The following is a 26,972-nucleotide window of genomic DNA, read 5'->3' as shown; positions in this document are numbered from 1 at the left end:
ACCGCGAATCGGCGATCTTCCGGGTGCGCACGGCCCGGGGTTTGTTCACGCGGCCGGCCTCGGCGATCACGGCGATCGGCCCCTGCCGCGTCGGGGCCGACACCTGCCTCACGATGCGCGACGCATGCTGCGGCGGGCGCTCGTGGCACACTGACGGCGATGCGCGAGCTGGCCCCGGAGGACGAGATCTACGCCCGGATCGGCGAGGAGGGCTTTGCGCGGCTGGTCGCGGCCTTTTACCGCCGTGTGTTCGATGACGACATCCTGGGGCCGATGTACCCGCGCCACGACATGGCCGGCGCCGAGGCCCGCCTGCGCGACTTCCTGGTCGGCCGATTCGGCGGCCCGCAGCGCTACATCGCGCAGCGGGGCCATCCGCGGCTGCGGGCCAGGCACATGCCGTTCAAGCTCGACCTGCGCGCCCGCGATCGCTGGGTCGCGCTGATGGAGGCCGCCCTCGCCGAGGTCCAGCTCGAGCCGGGGTCGGCGGCGACGCTGCGGGGGTTCTTCGCCGACACCGCGACTTTTTTGATGAACAGCGGGTAGCCGCGGGTGCGTCGGCGTGGACCGGCGGCGCCGCCGGTCCGACGGGTCGGCGACGCTCCTGACATGGCTTCAGCGACATGGACTTCGGGGCATGTCGAGCGGGACATGACCCGAAGGCCAGCGGATCAGGGCCGCGGCGGCAGGCCGGGGAACTCGACGCCGAACACGACGACGGCGTAGAGGAGGTCCTGGCCGGGCAGGGCGGTGAGGCTGTGGCTGCTGCCGGGGGCGCGGTAGCTGCTGCCGCCGGCGCGGACGACGGTGCCGTCGTCCTCGACGAAGCCGCCCTGCAGCACCAGCACGTGCTCGTCGCCGAGGTGGTTGTGGTGCGGGAAGTGGGCGCCGGCGGCGACGCGGACGAACCCGACGTCGGCCCCGACGGTGGCCGGGCCGCCCTCGAGGTGGAACAGCTCGACGTCCGGCAGCACGCGCTCCCACACGTCGGGGCGCGCGAGGCTGACGAGCAGCTGGCGGACGCGCTCCTGGGCGAGGTCGAGGAGGCGCGAGAGGCGGGCGACGAACGGGCTGAAGCGGGCCTCGGGCGCGGCGGCGGCGGCGAGCAGGCGGGCCCGCATGTCGGCGGGCGCGGGGACCGGCCGCAAGGCGAGCGAGAGGGCGGTGAAGGCCTCGGCGACGGCGATGTCCGGCGTGTCGTCCTCGGCTGCCCAAAGGGGCATGTCCTTCAGGTCATCTTCCTGCAGGGTCGCAGGGCCGCGCCGGTCCGGCGGGTGTTCGCGGTCGCGGCCGGTCATCGGTCCCCCCCGTCTTCAGCATGAAGGGCGGCGCGCAGCTTGGCGAGGCCGGCGGCGGTCCGCGACTTGACGGTGCCGACCGGAACGGCGAGCCGCTCGGCGATCTCGGTCGCCGACAGGCCGTCGAAGTAGGCCAGCTCGAGCACTTGGCGCTGCGCCGAGGGCAGCTCGAGCAGTGCGCGGCGCACGCGATCGTGGTCGAGGCGCTGGCCCGGCTCGTCGCCGCCGGCCTGACCGAGGTCGTCGAGGTCGCGGTCCTCGAGCGTCTCGACGCGGAAGCGACCGGCCCGGCGGCAGCGGTCGAGGGCCCGGCTGCGCAGCCGGACGAGCAGCCAGGTGCGCACGCTGCCGCGCCCGGGGTCGTAGTCGGCGCACTTCTGCCAGACCTCCATGAGCACGTCGTGCACGAGGTCCTCGGCCTCGCGGCGGTTGCCGAGGATCCGGATCGCCGTGGCCAGCAGCAGCCCGACGTAGCGGTCGTGCAGGTCGCCGAGCGAGTCGGTGTCGCCGCACGCCATGGCGGCGAGGATCTCGACGTCGCTGCGCTCGCTTCGCGGGCCCGAAGGGCCGGGGGGCGAGCTTGGGCCCAGCCGTGACACGGGTGCTGGACTATATGCTCGGGCGTATGTGTGCGCGTCAAGCATGGCGAGCGTGCGAGGTCGTCACGCTCTTACGCCTGTCCGGGGCGCCCGGATCGGTCCTGACCGGCCTCGGGCGCGACGCCGCGGGCGCGCAGCTCGGCCCAGACCTCGTCGCGGTCGACGTGCACGAGGATCGCGATCACGTCGCCCGGCCGGGCCCACTCCAGGCCGCGACGGATCGCCGCGACCTCGCTCTCGACGCGCTCGCACGCGATCCCGAGCCCGGCGAAGCTGTGCTCGAGCAGCGCCGGGACCTCGCCCGGGGCCCGTCCGCGCAGGTAGTGCTCGAGGTCGCGGGTCAGCACGAGGTCGGGCCCCAGCGAGGCGACCGCGCGGGCGATGTCGCGGATGTCGTCGTCGCGGCGGTCGCCGGCGATGCCGAGGCTGACGAGTAGCCGCGCGCCGGCGCGGATCTGCGCCAGCAGCGGCGCCAGCCCGGCGATGCCTGCGGGGTTGTGGGCGAAGTCGAGGAACAGCTTGGCGTGGTCGAGCCGGACCAGCTGCGCGCGGCCGGGGTTGTCGACGAAGCTGCGCAGGCCCGCGGCGATGGCGGGGTCGGGCAGGCCCAGCGCGGCGGCCAGCGCGGCGGCGGCCAGCGCGTTGGCGACGTTGTGCGTGGCGGCCCCGCCGAAGCAGAACGGCAGCTCGTCGAGCGCCACCACCGCGACGTCGGGCTCGCCGCCGCGGCCGCGCGTGAGCTGGCCCGCGGCCGAGACGAACCACACCTCGCCGCCGGCCGCCCGGTGGCGCACGAGCTGCGGGTGCTGCGGGTCGCGCGAGAACCACACGACCGGCGCCGGGAACGCGGCCGCCGGCAGGTCGAGCAGCGGGTTCGGCTGCGGCGTGGCCGAAGAGACAGGTGATGCGGATGCCTCCTTGGGCATGTTCGAAAGAACCTGTGCGGAGGGCAAGGTGCTCGAGGACATGCCCGAAGGGGCAGGCACGGCGATCGGGGCGTCGGCGCCGAGGACGATGCGGCCGTGGGGGGCGACCACGCGGGTGACGACGGCCTTGACGCGGGCCATGGCGGCGAGGTCGTCGATGCCGTGCTCGCCGAGGTGGTCGGCGGAGACGTTGGTGATGCAGGCGGCGTCGCAGCGGTCGACGGCGAGGCCGCGGCGGAGGATCCCGCCGCGGGCGACCTCGAGCACGGCGAGGGTGACCCGCGGGTCGCGGAGGACGATCCGCGCCGCGCCGGGGCCGGTCCAGTCGCCGGTCTCGACCACCTGCTCGGCGACGGCGAGGCCGTCGGTGGAGGTGTTGCCGGGGACGTGCCCCGCGGTGCGGGCGATCCGGGCCAGCAGGCGCGCGGTGGTGGTCTTGCCGTTGGTGCCGGTGATCAGGGCGACGGGGATCGGCCGCAAACTGTCCCAGGGGACATCCGCCGGCGCGGGCGCGAGGGCCCGCGGCCAGGTGCGCGAGCGGGCGCCCTCGCCGAGCGAGAGGTGGTCGTCGTCGAGCAGCAGCGGCACGCCGCGGGCCTCGGCGGCGGCGTGCAGGGCCGAGAGCACGGGCAGGCGCTCGCGCTCGCGGGCGGCGAGGAGGGTCGGCGCCAGCTCGTCGAGCTCGCGCGCAGGCTCGCCGGCGAGGGCCCGCTGGGCGCACTCGACGGCCCACTCGGTGACGTCGACGGCGACGTACAGCGCGTCGGCCGGGGCCGGGAACACCAGCGCGGCGCCGCGATCGCCGGTCCATCGCCGCACCGCCGGCGGCGCGTCCCAGCCGAGCAGGCGGGCCGCGCGGGCGACGGCGTCCTGCCAGACGGCGATGGCCCGCGCGACGTCGTCGCCGGCCTCGAACTCGACCTCGGCGATCGCGCCCGGGCCGTCCAGGTCGAGGTTGACCCCGGTCAGCCGGCGGGCGTCGAGGAGGCGCATGCTGCGGTCCCTCCGGTCAGGTCAGTCCTCGATCCCGGCGTCGCGGGCGAGGCGGACGCCGCGGGCGTCCTCGACCACCCCGGCCGGGGCGGGGTGGGCCTCGAGCGGGCGGTCGTCGTTGACCGGGCCGGTCAGGCCGGCGGGCTGGCCGGCGAGGTGGCCGGTGGGGTTGCTCGGCAGGCCGACGGCGAGCTGGCCGACGCTCGAGGTGGCGGTGGCGCGGTTCGCCGGGGCGAACCGGTCCTCGCGGAAGCGGACGATCTGCTTCCAGCAGCGCGAGATGTTGTCGCCGAAGATCAGCAGCAGGTCGCCCTGGTCGCAGGCCGCCAGCGCGGCGTCGATCGAGCGCTGCTCGTCGAGGATGATCTGGATCTTCTCCTCGGCGACGCCGGCCTGCAAAAGGCCCGCGCGCAGGAGGTCGGCGACCTCGCCGGAGGCGCGGCCGCGCAGGCCGTCGTCCTGGCGGATGATGAACCGGTCGAACGCCGGGGCGGCGTGGCGGGCGATCTCGGCGATGTCCGCGTCGCGCCGGTCGCCGGGGGCCGCGAGCACGCAGACCCGCTTGCCCTTGACGTCGAGCCGCGACACCAGGCTGGCCATGGCCCGCACCGCCGCCGGGTTGTGGCCGTAGTCGAGGATGACCTTGAACGGCAGCTCCTCGAACACGTTGAGCCGGCCGGGCGCCTGGAAGTAGGTGCTGTCGAAGGTGCGCAGGCCCTGGCGGATGTTCTCGAGCTTGACGCCCATGGCGTAGGCGACGCAGGTGGCGAACATCGCGTTCTGCACGTTGTGCAGCGCCTTGCCCTCGAGGGTGGCGGGGATCAGGTGCGTCCACAGCAGCGGGATGTGCGAGCCGCGGTCGTAGACGGTGATCATGTCGCCGTTGATGCCCTCCTCGAGCACGACCGCGAGGCCGCCGGCGCGGATGTGCCGGCGCACGAGGTCGTGCTTGGGGCTCATCGTGACGTAGCCGATCCGCGTGGCCTGGGTGTAGTCGGCCATGCGCAGGCAGTGCTCGTCGTCGGCGTTGAGGACGGCGCAGTCGCGCGCGACCTCGACGACGATCCGCTTGAGCTCGGCGAGCTGGTCGAGGGTGTCGATGCCGCCGAGGCCGAGGTGGTCGGAGCTGACGTTGAGGACGGCGCCGACGTTGCAGGCGCGGTAGCCCATGCCGGCGCGCAGCAAACCGCCGCGCGCGGTCTCGAGGACGGCGAGGTCGACCAGCGGGTCGCGCAGGACCATCTGCGCGGCGACCGGGCCGGTCATGTCGCCGACGACGGTGCGCTCGCCGTCGATGTAGACGCCGTCGGTGGTGCACAGGCCGACGGTGGCGCCCGACATCTTGTGGATGTGGGCGATCATGCGGCAGACGGTGGTCTTGCCGTTGGTGCCGGTGACGGCGGCGATCGGGATCCGGCTCGGCGTGCCCGGCGGGAACAGCATGTCCATGACCGGGCCGGCGACGTCGCGCGGGGTGCCCTCGGTCGGGGCGACGTGCATGCGGAAGCCCGGGGCGGCGTTGACCTCGCAGATCCCGCCGCCGACCTCGCGGTAGCTGCGGGTGATGTCGGGGGTGATGAAGTCGATGCCGCAGATGTCGAGGCCGATCGCCTTGGCCGCCCGCACCGCCATCTCGCGGTTGTCGTGGTGGCACACGTCGGTCAGGTCGATCGCGGTGCCGCCGGTGCTGAGGTTGCCGGTGCTGCGCAGGTACACGACCTCGCCGGCGGCGGGGACGGTGTCGGCGGTGTAGCCCTTGAGCTCGAGCAGGCGGCGCGCCTGGTAGTCGAGCTCGATGCGGGTCAGCACCTTCTCGTGGCCGATGCCGCGCCGCGGGTCGCTGTTCACCTGCTCGATCAGCTGGGCGATCGTCCGCTCGCCGTCGCCGACGACGTGGCCCGGGACCCGCTTGGCGACGGCGATCAGCTCGCCGGCGACGACGAGCATGCGGTGGTCGAAGCCGGGGATGTAGGTCTCGACGATGACGCTGTTGGAGTGCTCCTGCGCCTTGTCGAAGGCGGCCCGCACGGCGGCCTCGTTCTGCAGGTCGATCGAGACGCCGCGGCCGTGGTTGGCGTCGAGCGGCTTGACGACGACGGGGTAGCCGAGGCGATTCGCGGCCGCGACGGCGCGGTCGGCGTTGCGCACGAGGTGCTGGCGCGGGACCGGCAGGCCGAGGTCGCCGAGGATCTTGTTGGTCTCCTCCTTGTCGCTGGCGATCTCGACGGCGATGTGCCGCGTCTCGGAGGTGACGGTCGCGCGGATCCGCTTCTGATAGCGGCCGTGGCCGAACTGCACGAGCGACTGATCGTTGAGGCGGATCCACGGGATGTCGCGCCGCTCGGCCGCCCGCACCAGCGAGGCGGTCGACGGGCCGAACTGGCGCTTCTGGGCGAACGCGATCAGGTCCTCGAGCCGCGACTTGAAGTCGAAGCCGTCGGGCACGCTCTTGCGACCCTCGAAGCCGTCGGGCAGGAGCGAGTGCAGGAGGTCGAGCGCGAGGTCGCTGGCGGCCTCGCCGACGCGCTCCTCCTCGTACTCGTAGACGACGTAGTACTGGCCGGTGGCGCCGGTGCTGCGGGTCTTGCCGAAGCTGACCTTGGCGCCGGTGAGGACCTGGATCTCGATGGCGACGTGCTCGAGCACGTGGCCGAGCCAGGTGCCGCTGTCCTCGCGCAGGCGGCGGACGAACCCGCCCGCGTCGCCGTACGAGCAGGTGTGCTGCTGCAGGCTCGGCAGCGCCTCGAGCAGCCCGTCGACGAAGCCCGGGATCGTCGCGCTCGGCCACTGCTCCAGCTCGCCGAGGTCGATGTTCATCCGGATGACCGGGAAGTGGGCGTAGAGGTTGGGACCGCGGTAGACGCGACGCTCGAGGATCTGCATGATGTCCCTTGGGTCAGGTTGTCGGAGTCGCCGGAGGCGGGGGTCGGAACGTCGCGAGGCGGAAGGGGGTCAGTCGTCGTCGTCGGGCGGCGGCAGCGGCGGGACGGCCTCGCGGGTGACGAAGTTGTAGCGCGCGCCCTTGGTGAGGATATGCAGCTTGATGCCGGTCAAACAGATGGGTTGACCGGGTTTCGCGAAGGCCATCGACGAGTGCTCGAGGTTGGCGACGTCCACCAGGGTGATGGCGCCGGCGCCGTCGACGTGCATGACGTCGTCCGGGCCGAGGAAGGCGGCGGTGTCTTCGTCGAGGCCGATGCCGACGGCGAAGGGGTTGAAGGCGAGGACCGACAGCAGTCTGCCCAGCCGGTCGCGCTGGCGGAAGTGCTGGTCGATGACGACGCGGTTGGTCAGGCCGAAGCCCGGCGCCAGCGATGCGAGGCCCGCTTTGGGGGTCGCGCCCCCCTGGCCGAAGGCGATCATGTGCTCCGAGAGGATGGCGGCGCCGGCGGACGTGCCGCCGACGGTGACGCCGCGGGCGTTGAGGCGACGGATGCTCTTGGCGACCGGCGTGCCGCCGAGGATCGTGCTGAGCTGGAGCTGGTTGCCGCCGGTGAAGAACACGCCGGTGGCCTGCTCGAGGACGCCGAGCCAGTCCTCGCGCTCGGCGTCGGCGCGGTGCTCGAACGGCAAGGCGCGAGCGCTGTGGGCGCCCAGCTGGCGGAAGATCTTCTCGTAGCGAGCGCCCGTGTCGGGCAGGCGAGAGGCGGTGGGAATGACGATGATCCGGGCGCCCGCGCCGCCGCTGACCTCGACGAAGCGGCGGAGGATGACCGGGTCCTGCTCCTTCTCTTCAGCGCCGCCGACGGGGACGATCCACCCGCGGGTGTGGTGCTCTTCGATGCGTGCTGGGCTCACGAGGCAGACCTCTCGAAGGGCCCGCATACCACTGTTTGACCGCCCTGGATCAGCCATCGGCCCCGCGCGATCACGCCGGCGATGTGACCGTGGTCGTCGAGGGCGACGAGGTCCGCGTCGGCCCCCGCGGCGAGCCTGCCCTTGTGCCCGAGGCGCAGGAGGTCGGCGACGTTGGTGGTGAAGATCGGCAGGACGGTGGCGAGCTCCTGCCCGCGCGCGAGCAGCTCGGTCAGGGTGTCGCTGAGGGTGGTCGGCCGCCCGATGTCCATGGCGCAGATGTGCCCGTGGGCGTCGAACACCGGCATGCAGCCGGCCCCGTCGGAAGAACATGTGAGCCGGCTTACCGGCAAGCCCTGCGCGATCCAGCGGTCGATCGCGTCGGCGGCGTAGAGGCTGTCCCCGGGGTCATCTTCGGGCGGGAAGGCGGTGACGTCGACGGTGCAGCCGCGCGCGACCAGCTCGCCGGCCTCGACGAACAGCCGGCGGTTGCGGTTGACGTGGGTCGGGTGGAACACCCGCGGCGGCAGCTCGCTCACGTCGAGGGCCCGTCGCACGAGGTCGAGGCCGCGCAGACCGTCGCCCATGTGCAAGTGCACGATGCCGGCCTTGCCCGCCATCATGCCGCCGACGTGGACGTCGGCGGCGACCCGCAGCAGCTCGTCGAGGGTCGGCTGCGACGAGCGGTGGTCGGACAGGGCGAGCTCGCCGACGCCGATGATCGGGTCGACGAACACGAGGTCGCGGCGCACGCTGCCCGTGAGCGTGGGCACCGGGAGCTCGTAGCTGCCGGTGTAGCAGTAGGCCGACAGGCCCTCGTCGCGCAGGCCGAGGGTGCGGGCGACGAGGTCGGCGACGGTGCGGGTGGTGCCGTCGGTGCCGAGGACGCCGACGACGGTGGTGATGCCGGCGCGCGAGAGCTGGCTCAGGGTGACCGGCGGGACGCGGGTGCTCGGGCCGGCCTCGCCGCCGCCGCCGATCAGGTGGACGTGGGCGTCGAGGAGGCCGGGGATCAGGCGGTGGCCGCGGAGGTCGTGGACGCGGCACAGCTCGGACGGCAGGGTCGGCAGGTCAGGCGCGATCGCGGCGATCTTGCCGGCGGCGAGCAGGACGTCGCATACGCCGAGCGGGGCCGGGGCGAACACCTCGGCGCCCCGCAAGAGCTGCAGCGTCGGCGCCGGGCTGGCTGAAGGGACATGTCCGGAAGCGCCAGGGAGGCCCGCCATCGGCCCGCGAGTCTAGCCGAGCTCGCCAGGGGCGGGAAGCCGCGGCGGCGCACGAAAGGGGGCCGGCAGGGGGAGTTCGCAGGCCCGGGCCCGCAGGTGGGGGCGGGCCGAGGCCGTGCGGGAAGGGAGGGGTCCGACGAGCCGTGTCTGAAGCGAAGAGGCGTGCCCGAGCGGGCGTGGTTGAAAGGGCGTGCCCGAAGCCGGACGGGACGGGCTCGAAGCGCGAAGGGGTGCACGAAGCCGGAAGGGACGTGCTGGGAGCGGGAAGGACGGGCCCGGAGCCGGAAGGGGCGTGCTCGGAGCGAAAGGGGGTGAACGAAGCCGGAAGGGACGTGCTGGGAGCGGGAAGGGACGTGCCCGGAGCCGGAAGGGGCGTGCTCGGAGCCGGAAGGGACGTGTTGGGAGCGGAAAAAAAGACGGGCTCGGAGCCCGGAAGGGGCGTGCTCGGATCGAAGGGGGGTGCACGAAGCCGGAAGGACGTGCTGGGAGCGGGAAGGGCCCGGAGCCGGAACGAGCGTGTCCAGATGGACATGTCCGCATGGGCCTGCTTGAATGGACAGGCTCGAACGGACATGCCCGAACGGACATGCCCCCAAGCGGCGGGTGCAGCGGGCCGGAGCTCAGGGGCTCGGGGCCGGGGCCTTCACGACCGGGCCGAAGTCGGTCTTGTCGGCCGAGGCCACTTCCTCGCAGGTGCCGTCGGTGTAGACGGTCGACGGGGCGCCCTGCAGGTACATGGTGCCGCAGCCGCCGTTGCCGTAGGCCTTGTCGGGGTCGCAACGGACGCAGCGCCAGCCGCTGCTGGTGCCGCTGCCGCGGTTGCACACGAACGATTCGTCGCAGAAGTACGAGCGGCAGTGCTGGTCGAGCACGTCGAAGCCGCGCACGGCGCTGTTGCCGGCGACCGCGGCGACGCCCTTGGGCGCGCACACCTGGACCTCGCCCTGCTCGGGGTTGTCGGCGTCGCCGATCAGCGACTCGTAGGTGCGGAGCTCGAGGCCCTCGTTGCAGGCGCTGCCGTTGGGCGGGCAGCCGGCGCTGCCGTACAGCTCCTGGGCGCACGAGTAGGCGCTCGCCTGGGCGAGCGCGTCGTTGTAGGTCTTGGACACCGGGATGCTGTCGTCGTTGGCGTAGGGCGCGGGGTTGCAGCTCACGTCCTCCTTGTCGAGGACGCTGCAGACCTTGTTGTCCTGGCTCTGGGTGAAGCCGCCGCCGCCGCCGCCGGCCGCGGCGCAGCGCGACTGCCCGCGCTTGTCGGCCAGCGCGTCCGCCAGCGGGACGTCGCAGTCGTCCGGGTTGTCGCAGCGGAACACGCCGTCGCCGTCGGGGTTCATGATGAAGTTGCAGCCGAGCGAGGCGACCACGGCGAACAGGGCGGAGGCGACGAGCGAGCGGATGGGCATGAGCGGTGTGCGGCCTTAGACGGGTGCGCCCGCCGAGGATACGGAGGGGGGCGGAGGAGCGCAAGCCGGGATCTGGACCTCGAAGGCGGTGCCCGCGGGGCCGGTGGCGGCCACGCGGACGCTGCCCTCGTGGTCCTGGACGAGCTGCTGGACGATCGACAGCCCGAGGCCGGTACCCTGCGGTTTGGCCGTGAAGAACGCCTCGAACACCTTGTCGACGTCGGCGACGGGCAGGCCGGGGCCGTTGTCCTCGATGCTGACGCGCACCACGCCGCCGCCCTGGCGCAGGCGCACGGCGATCCTCGGGGTCCGCGCGAGGTCCGAGGCGAGATCGCCGAGGTCGCTCACGTCGCCACCGGCGCGGCCGCCGACCAGCGCCTCCCGGGCGTTGCGCAGCAGGTTCATGAAGGCCTGCCGCAGCTGCCCGGCGTCGCCCAGCACCCACGCCGGCCCGGGGACGTCGACCTCGACCTCGATGCCCGCGCCGGCCAGCTCCTCGCCCATGAAGTCGAGCAAGCTGTGGAGCTCGGCCGCGAGGTCGGTCGGCACGCGCTCCGGCGGCTTGCGGCGGGCCAGCCCGAGGTAGTCCTCCGTGATCGCGGTGAGCCGATCGATCTCCGCGGTGATCTTGCGCAAGAGTTGTTGCGCCTCGGGGCTGGCGGAGGCGATCTCGTCGTCGAGCAGCTCGACGTTGAGGGCCACGCTCGACAGCGGGTTGCGGATCTCGTGCGTCACCTGGGCCGCGAGCTGGCCCACGGCGGCCAGGCGCTCGCCCCGGATCAGCCGGCGCTCGCGCTCCTGCAGCGCCTCCGCCATGTGGTTGAACTCGAGCGCGAGGCGCCCGACCTCGTCGCCGCGCAAGGCCCCGGGGGCGGCGACCCGCTGGGCCCAGTCGCCCTCGCCGAGCTGGCGCACGCTGGCCGCCAGCCGCCGCAGCGGCCGCAGCGTCCAGATCACGCCGAGGGCGGCCAAGAGCGCCATGACGGCGGTGGCGGCGGCGAGCAGGGCGATGGTCCGCTCGGTTTCGCGCTCGCGCTCGCTGACCTGGATCTGGAGGTCGATGATCGCGCGCGAGACCTGCTCGTCGAGGCGACGGAACAGCTCGCTGATCTCGTTCTGCGTGCGCACGTCCGCCAGCGCCTCGGCCGGGTTCTGATTGGCGGCGGCGGCGGCCAGGTCCTCGAGGCGGCTCAGGACCTCGCGGAACTCGCGGAGCGTGCGGACGGCTTCTTCGCCGCCGAGCCGCTCGGGGTGGGCGATCGCGCTGTCGAGCACCGAGCGGGCCTGCTGGACCTGTTCGGCGCGCATCTCGAGGGCCTCGGCGAGCAGCGCCTCGGTGCCGGGAGACAGGCGCTGGGCCTCGCTGCTGCGCCGCTCGGCGTGGGTGCTGATGCGGACCGACTGGCGATAGGCGGTGGTGAGGTCCTGGTTGAACTTGACGTAGATGATGGTGAGGAGGTCGAAGCTGACCTTGAGGGCGCGCAGCTCGCGGATGATGAGCAGCGAGGTGACGCCGCTGGTGATGACCACGAGGACCACGAGCGCGGTGATCCGCGCGGCGAGGCTGTGGCGCAGGCGCAGAGGCGGAGCAGGCGGTGGGGGGAGCCCGGGCGGCACGCGCGGCGATGATGCCGCGTCGGCGCGGCCGGCAAAACCGGCAAGGCGACGGGATGGCCCGGGTCGGTGAGAAAAACCGTGCGCGCGGTCCGGCGGTCGCGGCCGTCCGCAAGGGCCTGATGACGCGGGCCTCTTCCCTGGCGACGCATCCCGTGCGACGTTTGGGCCCCGATGTCGCCCCGCCCGCGCCGACTGTCCCCGCCTGCGACCGCCCTGTCGCTGGCGCTCGCCCTGTCGCTCAGCCTGCCCACGACCGCGGCCGCCGCGCCGGTGGCGGGCAAGGGCTCGGTCCTCACGCTGGAGGGCGACGATCCCGCCAAGGCGGTGGCGCTGACGAAGGCGCTGCAGGCCGAGTTCGCGGCGCGCGGGGTCGGGGGCGGGCGCGACATGTCGCTGTCGGAGCTCAAGCTGACGATGGGCTGCGACGAGCCGCCGTCGCCGAAGTGCCTGGCCGAGGGCGGGCGCACGCTCGGGGTCGACAACATGGTCTACGGGTCGCTGGCGAAGAGCGGCGGCGGGTACGTGGTCCAGCTCAACCTGCTCGACGTCGGCGGGGCGAGCGTGAAGGAGTCGGTGACCGCGGAGTACCCGGCGGCGGCGCTCGAGGCGGGGCAGGTGCAGGCGACCGCGAAGGACCTGGTCGGGCGGGTGCTCGGGGCCGAGAAGACCGAGGCGCCGGCGCCGGCCGTGACGGAGCCCGAGCCCGAGCCGCAGCCGGAGGCGGGCAAGTCGAAGCTGGTGTGGGGCCGCTACAAGGACCAGCCGAAGTGGAAGAAGGCCGGCCTGGCGGCCTCGGCGACCGTCGCCGTGCTGGCGTTCGGCGCCGGCATCGGCCTGTTCATGGCGTGGCGCAAGCCGAACGGGCCGGTGTTCAAGAAGATGCTGCAGCTCGCCGAAGACTCGTACGACAACAACAACCCCGACGACAACGTGCCCTACGGCGAGGGCGAGAACATCTGCCAGAACGCCCGCGCCCCGCTCGGCGACGGCGTGACCAACGCCGCGGTCGCCAACCAGTGCACGCGCGGCGAGAACATGGCCAAGGCGACCACCGGCATGCTCGTGCTCGGCGGCGTCGCCCTCGCCTCGACGATCGCCTTCACCACGCTGATGTTCGTCCACCGCGAGTCGCCCGGCCTCGCCAAGCTGCGCCAGCGCGGCTTCAACTTCGGCGCCGCGCCGACGTTCACCGGCGGGGTGATGTTCGGCGGCGGCATGCGCTTCTGATCGCCGGCGCCGGCCGGCGCGCCGGTGTCGACAATCGCCTGGGACGGCGCCGCGCGTTCGCGGTCGCCGCATTTAAAAATGATGATAGTTGACGGGGCGGCGAGGTCGTGTTATTCCGGCCGAGTCATGCTTCGCGCCACCACCATGCTCCAGTCGCAGCTCGCGCTCTCGCAGCCGCAGCTCCTGGACTTGTCGTGCGCCTGAGGCGGCGGCTCCGGGCGAGCTGCAGGACGTGCTCTGACCGGGTGGCAGACCCGGTCTGCGAGGCTTTCGGCGCCTGAGCGCCGAGGCTCGGCGTAGGCCGCGATCGCGCAGGCGATCGGCGGCGGCGCGCCGGGACCTCGCATTGTTTCCAATGCGTCGTATGTCCCTAGGGACATGCGACGCATTGGCCTGACGAGACCATCGGGTGCAAACCCCGAGGGGATCTCATTGCGTCGTGCCTGGGAGGACCAGGAGAAAATCGAGTATGTCATGAGCATCAAGCCCCACCTGAATTGCGGGACGATCGGCCACGTCGATCACGGCAAGACCACCCTCACCGCGGCCCTGACCCGCGTCTGCGCCGCGCACTTCGGCTCGAAGGCGCGGGCCTTCGAGGACATCGATAACGCCCCCGAGGAGCGGGAGCGCGGGATCACGATCAACGCCGCGCACGTCGAGTACGAGACGGCGAGCCGCCACTACGCGCACATCGACTGCCCGGGGCACGCCGACTACGTCAAGAACATGATCACGGGCGCGTCGCAGATGGACGCGGCGATCCTGCTGGTGGACGCCAGCCAGGGGCCGCAGCCGCAGACCCGCGAGCACATCCTCCTGGCCCGCCAGGTGGGCGTGCGCCAGATGGTCGTGTTCCTCAACAAGGTCGACGTCGCCGACCCCGAGATGCTCGAGCTGGTCGAGCTCGAGGTCACCGAGATGCTCGAGCGCCAGGGGTACCATGGCATCCCGTTCGTGCGCGGGTCGGCCCTGCAGGCGCTGCGGGGCGAGGACGAGCGATCGATCCTCGCGCTGCTCGCCGAGCTCGACCGCATGACCCTGCCCGAGCGCGACGTCGCCGGGCCGTTCCTCATGCCGATCGAGGGGGTCTGCACGATCGCCGGCCGCGGCACCGTGGTGACCGGCCGCGTCGAACGCGGGACGCTGACCGTCGGGACGACGATCCAGGTGGTCGGTCGCGTCGACGGCCGCCCGCTCGAGGCGGTGGTCACGGGGATCCAGATGTTCCACAAGAACATCCCGGAGGCCCGCGCGGGGCTCAACGTCGGCCTGCTGCTGCGCGGGGTGGACCGCGACCAGGTCGAGCGCGGGCAGGTGGTGATCGCGCCCGATTCGATGCGGCCTCACTCGTCGGGAACGGCGGAGATCTTCACGCTCACCGAGAAGGAGGGCGGCCGCCGCACCGGCTTCGGCACGGGCTACGCGCCGCAGTTCTTCTTCGGCGCCTGCGACGCGACGGCGATCCTCGACGTCGGCGCGCTCGGCTCGGTGACCCCGGGCGACCGCGCGACGGTGCGCTTCAAGCTCGTCAAGCCGGTGGCGTTCGAGCCGGGCATGAAGTTCGCCATCCGCGAGGGCGGCAAGACCGTCGGCGCCGGGGTGGTCCTGGCGGCTGAGTGAGTCGAACCTCGATCGATAAAAACAAGCGCGCGCCGGCCGGTTCGTCGAACCGGCCGGCGCTTCTTTTCTCAGGAGGAGGGGCGATCAGAGAGTGTCTTCGGTCTCGCCGGCGTCGCCCTCGTCCTCGGGGTGCGGGACCTCGTCCTCGGGCTCGCCCTCGTCCTCGGGCTCGCCCTCGTCCTCGGGGTCGGGAGCGTCCTCGCCCTCGGGGTCCGGCGCGCCGTCGTCGTCCTGATCGTCCTGGTCCCCGGGATCTTCGGGGTCGGGGGTGCCGTCGGTGTCGTCGTCGCCGTCCTCGGGGTCGGGGGCGCCGTCGTTGTCGTCGTCGCCGTCCTCGGCGTCGTCGGCGTCGTCGCTGTCCTCGTCGTCCGGGGTGCCGTCGTTGTCGTCGTCATCGTCGTCGTGGTCGTCGATGCCGTCGTCGTCGACGTCGTCCTGGTCGTCGTCGTCGTCGTCGTCGATGCCGTCGTCGTCGTCGTCCTTGTCCTTGTCGTCGTCGACGCCGTCGTTGTCGTCGTCCTTGTCGTCGGGATCTGCGATGCCGTCGCCGTCGCGATCGAACACGGAGCCGTTCACAGTGACGTCACAGCCGGGGAGGCCGAGCGAGAGGGTGGTGAGCAGTACGAGGGGCAGGGAGCGGATCAACATGAAGCGTGCGTCCTTCGCTGCTGAAGTCCCCGGCCCGGCGTCGCTGTTACAGGCGACGAGAAAGAAGATCGACGCGCGCCTCGGGGCCGCGCGTCGAAGTCGCAGGCAGGCAGGCGTCAGTAGCCGCGGTAGGACGGCGGCGGCGGCGCATAGCGGTTGGGGAACGGATCGGCGGTGTCGCGGCGGAACAGATCGTCGTGACCGGCCTCGCGGAAGAAGGCGACGCCGATGACGCCGATGTTGCGCGGCTTGCCCATCTGCGCCGCGTAGCCGCCGTCGGTGTCGCTGAAGCGGAAGGCGGCGACGGTGTCGTCGGAGGTCCGCCAGCCGTCGATGGCGAAGCTGGTGTACGGGGCGATGACGTAGCCGCGCTTGTGGAAGTCGGCCTCGCCGCCGTCGAGGACGTCGAGGCCGTCGACCGAGGCGACGACCTCGAGGCGCTGGGCAGTGTGATTCTCGACGCCGATCGTGTAGCGCGCGCCGATCTCTCCGATCGCGTACACGTCGCCGCCGACCTGCGCGGCCGACAGCGGCGCGCCGTACTCGTCGCGCAGGGTGACGCTGACGGCGTCGCTCTGCTGGATCGCCGGGAACAGGTGCGGCGAGCCGGTCTTGTGCTGGGCGATCTGCTGCACCCCGGCGGCGTCGTTGTAGCGCAGGCTGAGCACCAGATCGGGGTTGTAGGGGTCGGCGCGCTCGAAGCGGGTGCCACGCACCGAGCTCGAGCGTTGCTCGCCGTAGGCGGTGCCGAGGCCGCGCGACCGCTCGCGCTCGGCGATGTCGCCGCTCACGCTGGCCTCGCCGCCGCCCGGGGCCATGGGCGGGGCCGCGTCGGCGGTGGAGGCGGAGACTTCGAACTGGGGGCCGCTCGCGGGCGTGTAGCCGGCCGTCTCGGGGGCGTTCAGGCGGGCGACGTCGGGGTGCTTGGTGCAAGCGGCGAGGGCGGCGACGGAGGCGAGGAGGAGCGAGGCGACGACGGTGGAGCGGGGCATGGCGTTCGTCCGGTTGCGCGACCCGAACGCGGGCAAGCGGGCGCGCTTACACCGGCGTGGGCGGGCGAAGCTGCGCGGGCGGAGGGGCGAGGTCTGCGGAGAGCGACGGGCCCTGGACGGACCGGCGTCGAGGCGAACGACGCCGAGCGAGAGCTCGCTGTCCCGAAGGCAAGTCGAGGAGACAAACTAGCGATGCCGAGGGCGCGTTGACATGTCCCGAAGGACATCCTGCGCGGCTACGCGTCCTCGGGGTGGATGTCGGCCCACTCGAGGTCGAAGCGTTGCAGGTATTTTCTCAGGCGGTCGGCGTCGTTGCTCGAGCGCTTGCGCAGGCGGGAGGCGGCGAACAGGGTGCGGCCGGCGTCGGACAGGCTGCGGGCGGCCGCGCACACGCGCACGACCTCCGCGAGCTGGACGCGGTCGAAGGGGTCGACCTCGGCCAGGCGTTCGCGGCCGAGCAGGCGCGTGAGCAGGTCGTCGCCGGTGTTGACCGGCGTGCTCGACCAGGCGGCGCGCAGGCGGGCGATCTCCGCCTCGACCTCGCGCACGCCGATCCGTCCGCCGGGCGCGAGCGTGGCCATGCGCTCGATGGCGGCGGCGAGATCGCGGAAGTTGCCCGACCACACGGCGTCGGCGGCGGTGGCGAACTTCACGAAGGCGGCCCGGGCCTGGCCGTAGAAGCTGGCCTTGCGGCCATGTCTTTGCGACCAGCGCTCGAGCTCGTAGTCGAGGTTGGGCTCGATGTCCTCGCGACGCTCGCGCAGGCCGGGCAGGCGGAACGACCACAGATCGATGCGGGCCAGCAGGTCCTCGCGGAAGCGGCCGGCGACGACGTCGGCCCGAAGGTCGCGGTTGGTGCCGGCGACCAGCTGGAACTCGCTGCGGACCTCGCGGTCGCTGCCGACCGGGAGGAACACGCGGTCCTCGATCGCGCGCAGCAGCATCGCCTGCTCGTCGAGGCCGAGCTCGCCGATCTCGTCGAGGAAGAGGAGGCCGCCGTCGGCCAGCTTGAGCACGCCGGCGCGGTCGCGGACGGCGCCGGTGAAGGCGCCGCGGACGTGGCCGAACAGCGCCGACATGGCCGCGTCGCCGCGCAGGGTGGCGCAATTGAGCTCGACGAAGGTGCCGCGGATCTGGTGGCGGTTCTGCTTGAGCTCGAAGATCTTGCGGGCCAGCCGGGTCTTGCCGGCGCCGGTCGGGCCGGTCAGGAGGATCGGCGCCCGCGTCACCCCGGCGACTTGCTCGATCTGCGTGATGAGCTCGTTGAAGGCGGCGTTGCGGGTGGCGATCCCGGCCTTGAGGAAGGACTCGCCGGCGCGGGCGTCCTCGGCGAAGCGAGCGGCGATCGGGGCGTAGCGGGCGAGGTCGAGGTCGATGATCGCGTGGCCGCCCGGGTCGCCTTGGTCGCGGCGGGCCGGCGGGATCGTCTGCAGCAAACGGCCGGGCAGGTAGCGCGACTCGGTCAGCAGGAACAGGCAGATCTGCTGCACGTGCGTGCCGGTGGTGATGTGCACCAGGTAGTCCTCGTCGTCCGGGCGGAACGGATAGGCCCGCACGAAGTCGAGGAGGCCGGCGTAGACCTCCTCGAAGGCCCACGGATCGGCGAAGTCGAGGGTGTGGAGGCGCACCCGCGTCTCCGGCGAGACCTGGGCGATGTCGGCGGTGACGGCCTCCGCCAGCTCGGTGTGGGCGTTGCCGTGGATGAGCTCCAGCCGGTCGACGATGAGGTCGTCGTGCCGGCAGAGGTCGACGGTGGGCCGCCAGCGGTCCCAGCGGTTGCGTCCGCCGATGTCCATCTGGGAGCCGAGGATCCCCAGGACGACGGTGGGCCTCCGCATATGGCGCCCAACCTATCAGAGATTATAGGTTCGGATAGAAAATTGTGCTGGCCAACCCTCGGCGGCCTTCGGTAAGATCTTGAAACTTACTCGTTATTCCCTGAGTCACGGCCGCCAGGCACGTTCTCTGCGATACCGGGCTTCAGGAGAACGCCGATGTCCAACCGTGACGCGCAAAACTACGAGGTCCATCAACCCAAGGGCGGGGTCCCGATCAAGCGGTGGACCCGCGGGGTGCAGGTCGAAGAGGACGCGATCGCGCAGCTCGAGCGGATCGCGCAGATGCCGTTCATCCACCGCTGGGTGGCGGCGATGCCGGATGTGCACCTCGGCATCGGCGCGACGGTCGGCAGCGTGGTCCCGACCGTCGGTGCGGTGATCCCGGCGGCCGTCGGCGTCGACATCGGCTGCGGGATGATGGCGGTCGAGACCAGCCTCAAGGCGTCGGACCTGCCGGACAACTTGAGCGAGGTGCGTTCTGCGATCGAGAAGGCCGTGCCGCACGGGCGCACCACCAACCACGGCCGCGACAAGGGCGCGTGGCATACGCCGCCGGCGCCGGTGGTGACGGTGTGGAAGCAGCTCGAGCGGCGCTTCGACGCGATCGTCGACAAGCACAAGGCGATCGAGAAGAGCAACACGGCGGTCCACCTCGGCACGCTCGGGACCGGCAACCACTTCATCGAGGTCTGCCTCGACGAGCGCGACCAGGTGTGGTTCATGCTCCACTCGGGCTCGCGCGGGGTCGGGAACCGCATCGGCTCGCACTTCATCGCCCTCGCGAAGGAGGAGATGAAGCGGTACTTCGTCAACCTGCCCGACCAGAACCTGGCGTACCTGTCCGAAGGTACCAAGTACTTCGACGACTACGTCGAGGCGGTCGAGTGGGCCCAGGACTTCGCGCGGCACAACCGCGAGCTGATGATGCAGGCGACGATCAAGGCGGTCGCCGGCTGCAAGGGCATCCCGCCGTTCACGTTCGGGGCGACGGCGGTCAACTGCCACCACAACTACGTCGCGCGCGAGCACCACTACGGCAAGGACGTGCTCGTGACCCGCAAGGGGGCGGTGCGGGCCCGCACGGGCGACCTGGGGATCATCCCGGGCAGCATGGGGACCCGCTCGTACATCGTCCGCGGCAAGGGCAACGCCGAGAGCTTCCACTCGTGCAGCCACGGGGCGGGGCGGGCGATGTCGCGGACCGAGGCGCGCAAGCGGTTCACGGTGGCCGACCACCGCAAGGCGACCGCCGGCGTCGAGTGCCGCAAGGACGAGGACGTGATCGACGAGACGCCGATGGCGTACAAGGACATCGACGCGGTGATGGAGGCGCAGCGCGACCTGGTCGAGGTCGTCCACACGCTGCGCCAGGTCGTCTGCGTGAAGGGATAGGATGCAGGCGCCGAAGGACGCGATCGTGATCGATGGCTCGGAGGGCGAGGGCGGAGGCCAGATCCTCCGCACCTCGCTGGCCCTGTCGCTCATCACGGGGCGACCCTTCCACCTGGTCAAGCTGCGGGCGCGCCGGCACAAGCCAGGGCTGCTCCGCCAGCACCTCACGGCCGTGCGCGCGGCCACCAGCGTCGGCGCGGCCAAGGTCCAGGGCGACGCGCTCGGCTCGCAGGAGCTGGTCTTTCAGCCAGGTCCGGTCAAGCACGGCGACTACTCGTTCTCGGTCGGCAGCGCCGGCAGCGTGACGCTGGTGCTGCAGACGGTGATCTGGCCGCTGCTGCACGCGCCCGGCACGTCGAACCTCAGCTTCGAGGGCGGGACGCACAACCCGATGGCGCCGCCGTTCGAGTTCATCGCCGAGGTGTTCCTGCCGCTGCTGCGCCGCATGGGCGCGCAGGTGCAGGCGAACCTCGACCGCGTCGGCTTCTACCCGGCCGGCGGCGGCCGCTTCACCGCCAAGGTCACCGGCGGCGAGCCGCTGCAGCCGCTGCACTGGCACGACCGCGGCCAGGTGGTCCGCCGCCAGGCGCGGGCGATCTACGCCAACCTGCCGAAGTCGATCGCCGACCGCGAGCTGCGGGCGGTGCAGAACCTGCTCGGATGGGAGCGCTCCGAGCTGCGCGCGATCGAGGTCGAGAGCGCCGGGCCCGGCAACGCGCTGCTGCTGTCCGTCGAGTTCGAGCACGGCAGCGAGCTGTTCTCCGCGTTCGGCGAGAAGCGGATCTCCGCCGAGCAGGTCGCCGCCCGCGTGGTCAAGGAGCTCGGCGAACACCTCGGCTCGGAGGCGCCCGTCGGCCCGCACCTCGCCGACCAGCTGCTCATCCCGCTGGCGCTCGCCGGCGGCGGCAGCTTCCGCTCGCACGCGCTGACGCAGCACACGCTGACGAACATGGAGATCGTCGGGCGCTTCCTGCCGGTGAAGTTCGAGGTGACCGACGCGCCCGCCGGCACCCGCCGCGTGGCCGTCGCGCCGCGCTGAGCAGGCGAGTCCCGCGGCGCTTCGATGCGAGCGGCGAGGCTCCTCGCGAGGAGCGCGCACGCGCCCGCGAGGACGAGCGATGCGCGGCGCCCACCTGCGAGGACGCGGTGATGCTTGGTCGAACTTCGCGCTCGCCTGTCGGTCGTCGTCGGGCGCGAAGGCACGTGGCGCCTGCGGTGGCAGCGCCGATTTGAGGCCGCAGAGACATGTCGAAAAGAGCATGTCTTACGAAACATGTTCGTGCGGCCATGGCTCCGCCGAGGCCCGCGAGATCGACCGCAGGCCGTCTCGTGAGCGCGGGCGCAGGGCCTGCTGCGCCCCAATTTTTCTTGACCGACCGGTCTGGTACCACTATCTTGACTGGGTGGTCCAGAATTTCTACGCTCAAGAAAGCGCCCGTCCGCGGGCCTACTACCAGCACTTACAGACGATGCCTCGCATCAAGGAGTTCGAACCCGAGGAGGCGCTCGATCGCGCGCTCGATCTGTTCTGGCGGCGCGGCTACGAGGGGACCTCGTTGCGGGACCTGCTCGAGCACATGGAGATCTCGCGGCAGAGCCTCTACGACACGTTCGGCGACAAGCGCTCGCTGTTTTTGAAGGTGCTCGCCCGCTACGAGGCGCTGGCGGTCGAGGGCATGCTCGACACGCTGACGCGGACGGGTTGGAGCCGGCCGATCGAGCGGCCGCTGACGGCGCTGGTGGCGATCCGCGGGTTCTTCGAGCTGTTCCTGGCCGAGGTCGTGCTCGACCGCGACCGCGGCTCGTGCCTGATGGCGAACACGGCGATCGAGGTCGGGCCGGCGGACCCGGAGATCCAGGCGGTCGTGCGCGCCTACTTCGTGCGCGTCGAGGACGCCCTGCACGCCGCGCTGGCGCGGGCCCACGAGGCCGGGGAGCTGCCGGCCGGCAGCGAGCCGCGGGCGCTGGCCCGCCACCTGGTCAACACGCTCTACGGACTCGGCATCATGAGCCGCTCGGGGGCCTCGCGCGCGGCGCTGCGGCAGATGCTGGACGTCGGCCTGTCCGTGCTGGCCGCTTGAGCGGCCGCCGATAGTCGGTCGGAGCGTTCGGGACGGTATGTCCCGAAGGACATGTTGTAGTCGTTGCGTTGAAAACTGGAGTCCGTCCGGGCTGGACCCGGGGAGGGATGATCATGCCGTTTGTGAACTACGCGGCCAAGGAGATCAACCTGAAGCTCGTGTATTACGGGCCAGGTCTGTCCGGCAAGACCGAGAACGCGAGGTGGATCCACCGCAAGAACGACCCGTCGCGGCGCGGGGCGCTGCTGCACCTCAACACCGACAGTGAGCGCACCCTGTTCTTCGACTTCATGCCGCTGACGCTCGGGACCATCGGCGGGTTTCGCCTGCGCGTCCACGTGTACACGGTGCCGGGGCAGATCCACTACGCGGCCACGCGCAAGCTGGTGATGCGCTCGGCCGACGGGGTGGTGTTCGTGGCCGACTCGCAGGAGACGCGCATGGAGGCCAACTGCGAGAGCCTCGACAACCTGCACCGCGACGTCGCCGAGCACCGGCTCGAGCTCGGCGACGCCTACATCATGCAGTACAACAAGCGCGACACGCCGGCCGCGCTCCCGGTGGCGGAGCTGCGGGCGGCGCTCAACCCCGCGGGGTGGCCGGAGTTCGAGGCGGTGGCGATCCGGGGGGACGGGGTGTTCGACACGCTGCGCGCGGTGACGCGGCTGGCGGTCGCGCAGCTGCAGGCGCCGCGGGCCGCCGGGCAGTGACGGCGGCCCGCGACGAGGTTCAGCCGGGGGTGAAGGTGTCGCAGGCCTGGTCGACGATGGCGATGCCGTTGCTGAAGAACGGGCCGTAGTCGGCGGCGCAGATGCTGCCGATCGCGCCGTGGGTGAACTTGCTGACGAAGTCCTGCAGCCGCGGCGCCGGCCCGCCGGCGAGGGCCTCCATGTCGGGGGCCATGTTGGGATCGCAGCCGCCGCCGGTCATGTTGCCGTCGCCGACCAGGCCGAGCACGACGACCGAATCGGCGTTGCCGCCCTTGGCCGCGACCAGCGCGTCGTACCACTCCTGCGGCCCGCCGGGCGAGCCGGTGCCGCCGTTCTCGTTGGTGTCGTCCTTGTCGGACACGAACACCACGACCAGCAGCGCGTCGCTGCGCAGGAAGCCCTCGTCACAGCCGCCGACGCCGTTCATCGCCGGGCTGACCGCCTCGGTCGCGGCGAACATCGGCCGCTTGTCGTTCTGCGTCTGGTACTGGCCGACCGCGGCCGCGCAGCCGAAGGTGGCGTGGAGGTCGGGCTGGCTGTCGAGCATGTAGCGGCGGCCGTCGGCGATGTTGCAGAAGGTGCCCGAGTTGCTGTAGTCGCGACCCGCGCCGTACTGCGAGGCGCACTCGCTGATCTGCAGGCCCGCGCAGGCGAGGCCGTTGCACGTCTCGGCGTTGCCGCCCTCGCAGGTGTTGGCACAACAGAGCGGGGCCGGGCCGCAGAAGCACTTGCCGCCGCCCAGGCACTGGCTGGTGTTGGACAGCGCCTTGCCGTCGTCGGCGCCCACGGCCATGACGTGCGTGTCCTGCATGCCGAGCGTCGACTTGATGCCGTCGTAGAAGGCCGGGAAGGCGGCGACGAGGCCCTCCTGCTCGGACTTCATGGTCGTGTCGTTGTCGATGACGAACAGCAGGTCGACCTTCTGGCAGCCGGTCGCGGGCACGCCGGTAGTGCCGTCGACCCCGGTCGTCTCGGGCGGCGTCGAGGTGTCCGAGCCGCCGGCGCTCGCAGCCCCGGAGCCGCCGCCCGAGTCGTCGGGCGGATCCGCCGAAGTGTCGGCCGGCTCGTCGCCGGTGTCGACGGCCCCGGTCGCCGGCGGGGCGACCGTGACGGCGCTGGCCGTGGTGTCGGTGTCGGATTCCACCCCCGGCGATTCCTTGTCGACGCAGGCGGCGAGGGCCGAGGCGCACATCAGCCACCCGCCAAGAACGGTCTTCGTAGTGCGAGTCATGTCCAACTATTTAGCCCCGGCCGTGCGAACAGATGACCGGCGCGTGGGTGCCATCACCGGCGGCGGCAATCATCATACACGGTGGTACCCGCAATAACGATGTTCAGGGGGCTGGTTCGGGCGAAAGGGCGGATCCGGCGATTGTCGTGAGGCGTGACGACCATCATCGACGGATCCGCGCACGGTATGATCATTGGAGCCGCCGCGCGCGCCCGCGGCGAGCGGGGCGCCGGACGTCGTCCGCCCTCGAGCCGGCGGGGCGCGCGGCGCGAGGGCGGGCGGAGGAGGAGCGGCGGAGCGACGCGTCGCGGCGGCGCGACCGCTCAGCCGACCGGGACGAAGGTGTCGCAGGCGGTGTCGATGACGCTGACGGCCTCGAGGAAGAAGGGGGTGTAGTCGGCGGAGCAGACGCTGCCGATCACGCCGCCGGAGAACATCTCGACGAACGATTGCAGGCGCGGGGCCGCCTCGCCGCCGTCCTCGTCGGGGTCCCACACGGGCGGGCACAGGCCGCCGGGGAGGTTGCTGTCGCCGACCAGGCCGAGGACCACGGCCGCGTCCGGGACGCCGTGCTTGGCGGCGACGACCGCCTCGTACCACCCGGCCGGCTCGCCGGGCGAGCCCTCGCCGACGTCGACGTTGTCGTCCTCCTCGTCGGTGATGATGACGAGCACGAGGACCGCGTCGTCGCGCAAAAAACCCTCGTTGCAGCCGCCGGGCCCGTTCTGCACGTCGCCGAGGGCGGCCAGCGCGGCCTGGATCGGCCGCTCGTCGCCGCTGCCGAACGCGCCGATGCCGGCGGTGCAGGCGAAGGTCGAGACCAGGTCCGGCTGCGACTGCAGCATGTAGCGGCGGCCGTCGGCGATCGGGCAGGCGGTGCCGTACTGGTCGAACACGCGGCCGCTGCCGTACTGGAACTCGCAGGCGTCGATGCTGACCTGGTCGCACGGGGCGCCGTTGCAGGTCGTGCCCTTGAAGATCGTGTCGCACACGTCCTGGCAGCAGGTCGGCGCGGGGGCGCAGATGCACTTCTGGAAGTCGCAGTCCTGGTCGCCGTTGCCGGGGTCGCCGTCGTCGGTCGAGATCGCCATGATGTGGTAGTCGTCGGCCTCGAGGGTGTCCTCGATCGCGGCGATGAAGCCGGGGAACGAGGCGATGAGGCTGCTCTGCTCGTCGGCCATCGAGTTGGAGTTGTCGATGACGAACAGGAAGTCGACCTTGTCGCAGCCGCGCGGCCCGAGGCCGTCGTCGCCGCTGCTGCTGTCGCCGCCGGCGCCGGGCAGGTCGAGCTTGTCGCCCGCGCCGCTGCTCGCGCTCCCTTCCTCTCCTTCGGTGAAGATGCCCGGCGGCAGGCTCACCGAGGTCGGGTTCTGGTGCGGTGGGGCGCCGTCCGTGTGCTGTCCACCCTGTCCGTCATTGTCGGTACACGCGACCACGAGCGTCCACGCGAACCACAGGTGGACAGGATGCGACATCGAGCGAGCCATGCCGATTCCTTAGCGCCGTCTCGGCGCCGAGGACCGTGGATGGCGTCACAGCTCAGCGCGTCGCCTCGAGGTAGCGCTGCTCGAGCGAGCGCCCCTTGCCGACGCCGGAGATGCGCGCGCCCTGGGCGAGCAGCTCGCGCAGCACGGCGGCGATGACGTCCTCGGCGGCCCGGTTCGGACCTGGCTGAAAGGACACGCGGAGCACCCGGCGCTGCGGCTCCCACTCGACCGCGACGTCGCCGAGGTGCGCGCGCACCTCGGCGATCGGCTCCGGGCCCGGCGCGAGCACCACGAACACCTCGGCGTCCTGCGCCGTGAGGGCCGACACCGCCCCCGCCTCAAGCGTCTGGCCCTGCTCGATGAAGGCCGCCTCGTCGCAGATCGCCTCGAGCTCCTGCAGGTTGTGCGACGAGACGACGATCGTGCGCTGGCCGCGGTGGCCGCGGATCGCCTCGCGCAGGTCGTGGGCGTGGCGCGGGTCGAGCCCCGCGGTCGGCTCGTCGAGGAGGATCAGCTCCGGGTCGCCGAGGAAGGCCTGCGCGACCCCGACCCGCTTGACCTGCCCGTGCGACAGCGTGCCGGCGCGCCGCCCGGCCAGCTCGCCCAGGTCGACGATGGCCAGCACGCGGTCGGCCTCGCGACGAGCTGTCTCCGGGGACATGCCCTGAAGGCGGGCCAAAAAGGTCAAGTGCTCGCGCACGGTCAGCTCGCGCCCGAGCATCGCGTCCTGCGGCAGGGCCGCCAGCCGGCCCTTGAAGCGCATGACGTCGGGCGGGCCGTCGAGCACGGTGACGGTGCCCTGGTCGGCGCGGAGGAAGCCGCACACGACCGAGAAGAGGGTGGTCTTGCCGGCGCCGTTGGGGCCGATGAGGGCGAAGATCGAGCCGCGAGGGACGCGGAGGTCGACGCCGCGGAGGGCGTGTACGGCGCCGAAGCGCTTGTGGACGGCGGCGAGCGCGAGCGCGGGGGCGGTCACAGGTCCCTCCGACGGAACACCTGAAAGCCGATCCAGCTGTAGCCGGCGCACAGGGCGGCGCAGCCGGCGGCGTTCATCAACCTGTGCAAAAGGTCAGGGTGGAAGAACTGCGTCTTGTAGGCGAACGGGGTCAACCATCGCAGCAGCGACAGGGGGTCGGGGGCGAACACCGCCCAGATCCCGAGGACCCACAGCGCGAACAGGAAGACGATCGCCAGGGCGCGCGCGGCCCCGGGCCCGCGCACCAGCTGCGAGGCGCAGGCGACCGGGCCGAGCACCGCGAACGCGAACAGGGCCAGGATCGGCCAGGCGCGCAGGAGGGCGAGGAAGGTGTCGAGGACGTCGAAGCGCGGCAGGTAGGCGCCGCCGATCGCGAGCACGGGGATCATGCCGAGGCCGGCGATCAACGCGACCAGCAGCACCTGCGACAGCAGCTTGCCGAGGACGAACGCGCCGCGGCTGGTCCGCAGGGCGACGAACCGGACGGTGCGCAGGTGGAGGTCGCCGGCGACGAGGTCGTAGCTGGTGAGCGCGATCAGCCACGGCAAGGCGCCGAGCGAGAACCACGCGAACACGAGCACCATCGGCGGGTAGGTCGCCAGGTGACCGGCGATCTGCGGATCGCCGCCGGCGATGACGTAGAGGAGACCGGTGTAGCCGGCGCTCTGCGCGGCCCCGGCGGCGGCCGCCGCGGCGACCTTGTCACCGGTGTCGGCCATGCCGCCGATGACCTCGGAGGTCGCCTGCTGGGCGAGCCGGACGACCTCGACGTAGACGTAGCTCGTGATCGAGGCGACGAGCAGATAGAGGAGCGCGAGGACGAGGGCGCGGCGGGTCCGAATCGATTCGCGGAGGTCGAAGCCGGCGATCAACCAGGCGTCGCGCAAGAAAGTGGAGGAGGTGGCCACGC

At 71.9% G+C, this 26,972-nt stretch carries 22 protein-coding genes; 7 read left to right on the top strand and 15 right to left on the bottom strand.

Annotated elements, in window-relative coordinates; genetic code table 11:
- Positions 1 to 159: 159 nt before the first annotated feature.
- Complete coding sequence (locus NAEX_RS13860) at positions 160 to 546, top strand: globin domain-containing protein (RefSeq protein ID WP_096327974.1); 387 nt, start codon at positions 160 to 162, stop codon at positions 544 to 546.
- A 125-nt stretch (positions 547 to 671) separates the two neighbouring features.
- Here NAEX_RS13860 and NAEX_RS13855 read toward each other — a convergent pair whose 3' ends face one another.
- From NAEX_RS13855 to NAEX_RS50120, 8 genes are all read right to left on the bottom strand, one after another.
- Complete coding sequence (locus tag NAEX_RS13855) at positions 672 to 1,223, bottom strand: cupin domain-containing protein (RefSeq protein WP_170135703.1); 552 nt, start codon at positions 1,221 to 1,223, stop codon at positions 672 to 674.
- 71 nt (positions 1,224 to 1,294) lie between these two features.
- Positions 1,295 to 1,897 (bottom strand): sigma-70 family RNA polymerase sigma factor, encoded by a 603-nt coding sequence (locus NAEX_RS13850; RefSeq protein ID WP_170135702.1) that lies wholly within the window; start codon positions 1,895 to 1,897, stop codon positions 1,295 to 1,297.
- A gap of 71 nt (positions 1,898 to 1,968) precedes the next feature.
- On the bottom strand, positions 1,969 to 3,816 hold the full coding sequence (locus tag NAEX_RS13845; protein ID WP_096327971.1) for a Mur ligase family protein: 1,848 nt from the start codon (positions 3,814 to 3,816) through the stop codon (positions 1,969 to 1,971).
- Positions 3,817 to 3,837: 21 nt separating this feature from the next.
- Positions 3,838 to 6,699, bottom strand: coding sequence for a cyanophycin synthetase (gene cphA, locus NAEX_RS13840; RefSeq protein WP_096327970.1), 2,862 nt, complete (start codon positions 6,697 to 6,699; stop codon positions 3,838 to 3,840).
- A 69-nt stretch (positions 6,700 to 6,768) separates the two neighbouring features.
- A complete protein-coding gene (locus NAEX_RS13835) occupies positions 6,769 to 7,614 on the bottom strand; it encodes a cyanophycinase (protein ID WP_245913710.1) in 846 nt (281 codons plus the stop codon).
- Complete coding sequence (gene iadA / locus NAEX_RS13830; RefSeq protein WP_096327968.1) at positions 7,611 to 8,837, bottom strand: beta-aspartyl-peptidase; 1,227 nt, start codon at positions 8,835 to 8,837, stop codon at positions 7,611 to 7,613. Before iadA ends, NAEX_RS13835 begins: the two co-directional genes overlap by 4 nt.
- A 620-nt stretch (positions 8,838 to 9,457) precedes the next feature.
- Positions 9,458 to 10,240, bottom strand: coding sequence for a hypothetical protein (locus tag NAEX_RS13825; RefSeq protein ID WP_096327967.1), 783 nt, complete (start codon positions 10,238 to 10,240; stop codon positions 9,458 to 9,460).
- Positions 10,241 to 10,255: 15 nt separating this feature from the next.
- A complete protein-coding gene (locus tag NAEX_RS50120) occupies positions 10,256 to 11,857 on the bottom strand; it encodes a sensor histidine kinase (RefSeq protein WP_170135701.1) in 1,602 nt (533 codons plus the stop codon).
- Between the two features lie 171 nt (positions 11,858 to 12,028).
- Here NAEX_RS50120 and NAEX_RS50115 point away from each other — a divergent pair, with 171 nt between their 5' ends.
- Complete coding sequence (locus NAEX_RS50115) at positions 12,029 to 13,084, top strand: hypothetical protein (protein WP_096327966.1); 1,056 nt, start codon at positions 12,029 to 12,031, stop codon at positions 13,082 to 13,084.
- A 474-nt stretch (positions 13,085 to 13,558) separates the two neighbouring features.
- Positions 13,559 to 14,707, top strand: a complete 1,149-nt coding sequence (gene tuf / locus NAEX_RS13805) for an elongation factor Tu (protein WP_096327965.1) — start codon at positions 13,559 to 13,561, stop codon at positions 14,705 to 14,707.
- Between the two features lie 84 nt (positions 14,708 to 14,791).
- Here the strand turns inward: tuf and NAEX_RS52095 are convergent, their stop codons facing one another.
- The 3 genes from NAEX_RS52095 to rtcR form a co-directional block, all read right to left on the bottom strand.
- Positions 14,792 to 15,355: a hypothetical protein gene (locus NAEX_RS52095; protein WP_177325942.1), complete on the bottom strand. Its 564-nt coding sequence runs from the start codon at positions 15,353 to 15,355 to the stop codon at positions 14,792 to 14,794.
- 116 nt (positions 15,356 to 15,471) lie between these two features.
- Positions 15,472 to 16,347: a hypothetical protein gene (locus NAEX_RS13795; protein WP_143140702.1), complete on the bottom strand. Its 876-nt coding sequence runs from the start codon at positions 16,345 to 16,347 to the stop codon at positions 15,472 to 15,474.
- 236 nt (positions 16,348 to 16,583) lie between these two features.
- A complete protein-coding gene (gene rtcR / locus NAEX_RS13790; RefSeq protein WP_096327963.1) occupies positions 16,584 to 18,185 on the bottom strand; it encodes an RNA repair transcriptional activator RtcR in 1,602 nt (533 codons plus the stop codon).
- 156 nt (positions 18,186 to 18,341) lie between these two features.
- On the opposite strand from rtcR, the gene NAEX_RS13785 reads away from it, so the two are divergent.
- The 4 genes from NAEX_RS13785 (at position 18,342) to NAEX_RS13770 (ending at position 22,368) form a co-directional block, all read left to right on the top strand.
- Positions 18,342 to 19,577: an RtcB family protein gene (locus NAEX_RS13785; RefSeq protein ID WP_096327962.1), complete on the top strand. Its 1,236-nt coding sequence runs from the start codon at positions 18,342 to 18,344 to the stop codon at positions 19,575 to 19,577.
- 1 nt (position 19,578) lies between these two features.
- Positions 19,579 to 20,616, top strand: a complete 1,038-nt coding sequence (gene rtcA / locus NAEX_RS13780; protein WP_096327961.1) for an RNA 3'-terminal phosphate cyclase — start codon at positions 19,579 to 19,581, stop codon at positions 20,614 to 20,616.
- A 430-nt stretch (positions 20,617 to 21,046) separates the two neighbouring features.
- A complete protein-coding gene (locus NAEX_RS50110) occupies positions 21,047 to 21,658 on the top strand; it encodes a TetR/AcrR family transcriptional regulator (RefSeq protein WP_170135700.1) in 612 nt (203 codons plus the stop codon).
- Between the two features lie 113 nt (positions 21,659 to 21,771).
- Positions 21,772 to 22,368 (top strand): GTP-binding protein, encoded by a 597-nt coding sequence (locus NAEX_RS13770; protein WP_096333609.1) that lies wholly within the window; start codon positions 21,772 to 21,774, stop codon positions 22,366 to 22,368.
- Positions 22,369 to 22,387: 19 nt separating this feature from the next.
- Here NAEX_RS13770 and NAEX_RS13765 read toward each other — a convergent pair whose 3' ends face one another.
- From NAEX_RS13765 to NAEX_RS13750, 4 genes are all read right to left on the bottom strand, one after another.
- The gene (locus NAEX_RS13765; protein WP_143140701.1) at positions 22,388 to 23,599 is read right to left on the bottom strand and encodes a hypothetical protein; all 1,212 of its coding nucleotides are present in this window, start codon (positions 23,597 to 23,599) and stop codon (positions 22,388 to 22,390) included.
- A 323-nt stretch (positions 23,600 to 23,922) separates the two neighbouring features.
- Complete coding sequence (locus tag NAEX_RS13760) at positions 23,923 to 25,086, bottom strand: hypothetical protein (protein WP_096327958.1); 1,164 nt, start codon at positions 25,084 to 25,086, stop codon at positions 23,923 to 23,925.
- Positions 25,087 to 25,138: 52 nt separating this feature from the next.
- Positions 25,139 to 26,062: an ABC transporter ATP-binding protein gene (locus tag NAEX_RS13755; RefSeq protein ID WP_096327957.1), complete on the bottom strand. Its 924-nt coding sequence runs from the start codon at positions 26,060 to 26,062 to the stop codon at positions 25,139 to 25,141.
- A complete protein-coding gene (locus NAEX_RS13750; protein WP_170135699.1) occupies positions 26,059 to 26,970 on the bottom strand; it encodes an ABC transporter permease in 912 nt (303 codons plus the stop codon). The genes NAEX_RS13755 and NAEX_RS13750 overlap by 4 nt, the downstream gene beginning before the upstream one ends.
- Between the last annotated feature and the right edge of the window lie 2 nt (positions 26,971 to 26,972).

Origin of the sequence: Nannocystis exedens (assembly GCF_002343915.1) — a bacterium.
GTDB lineage: Bacteria > Myxococcota_A > Polyangia > Nannocystales > Nannocystaceae > Nannocystis > Nannocystis exedens.
This window is presented reverse-complemented; position numbering and strand designations above follow the sequence as displayed.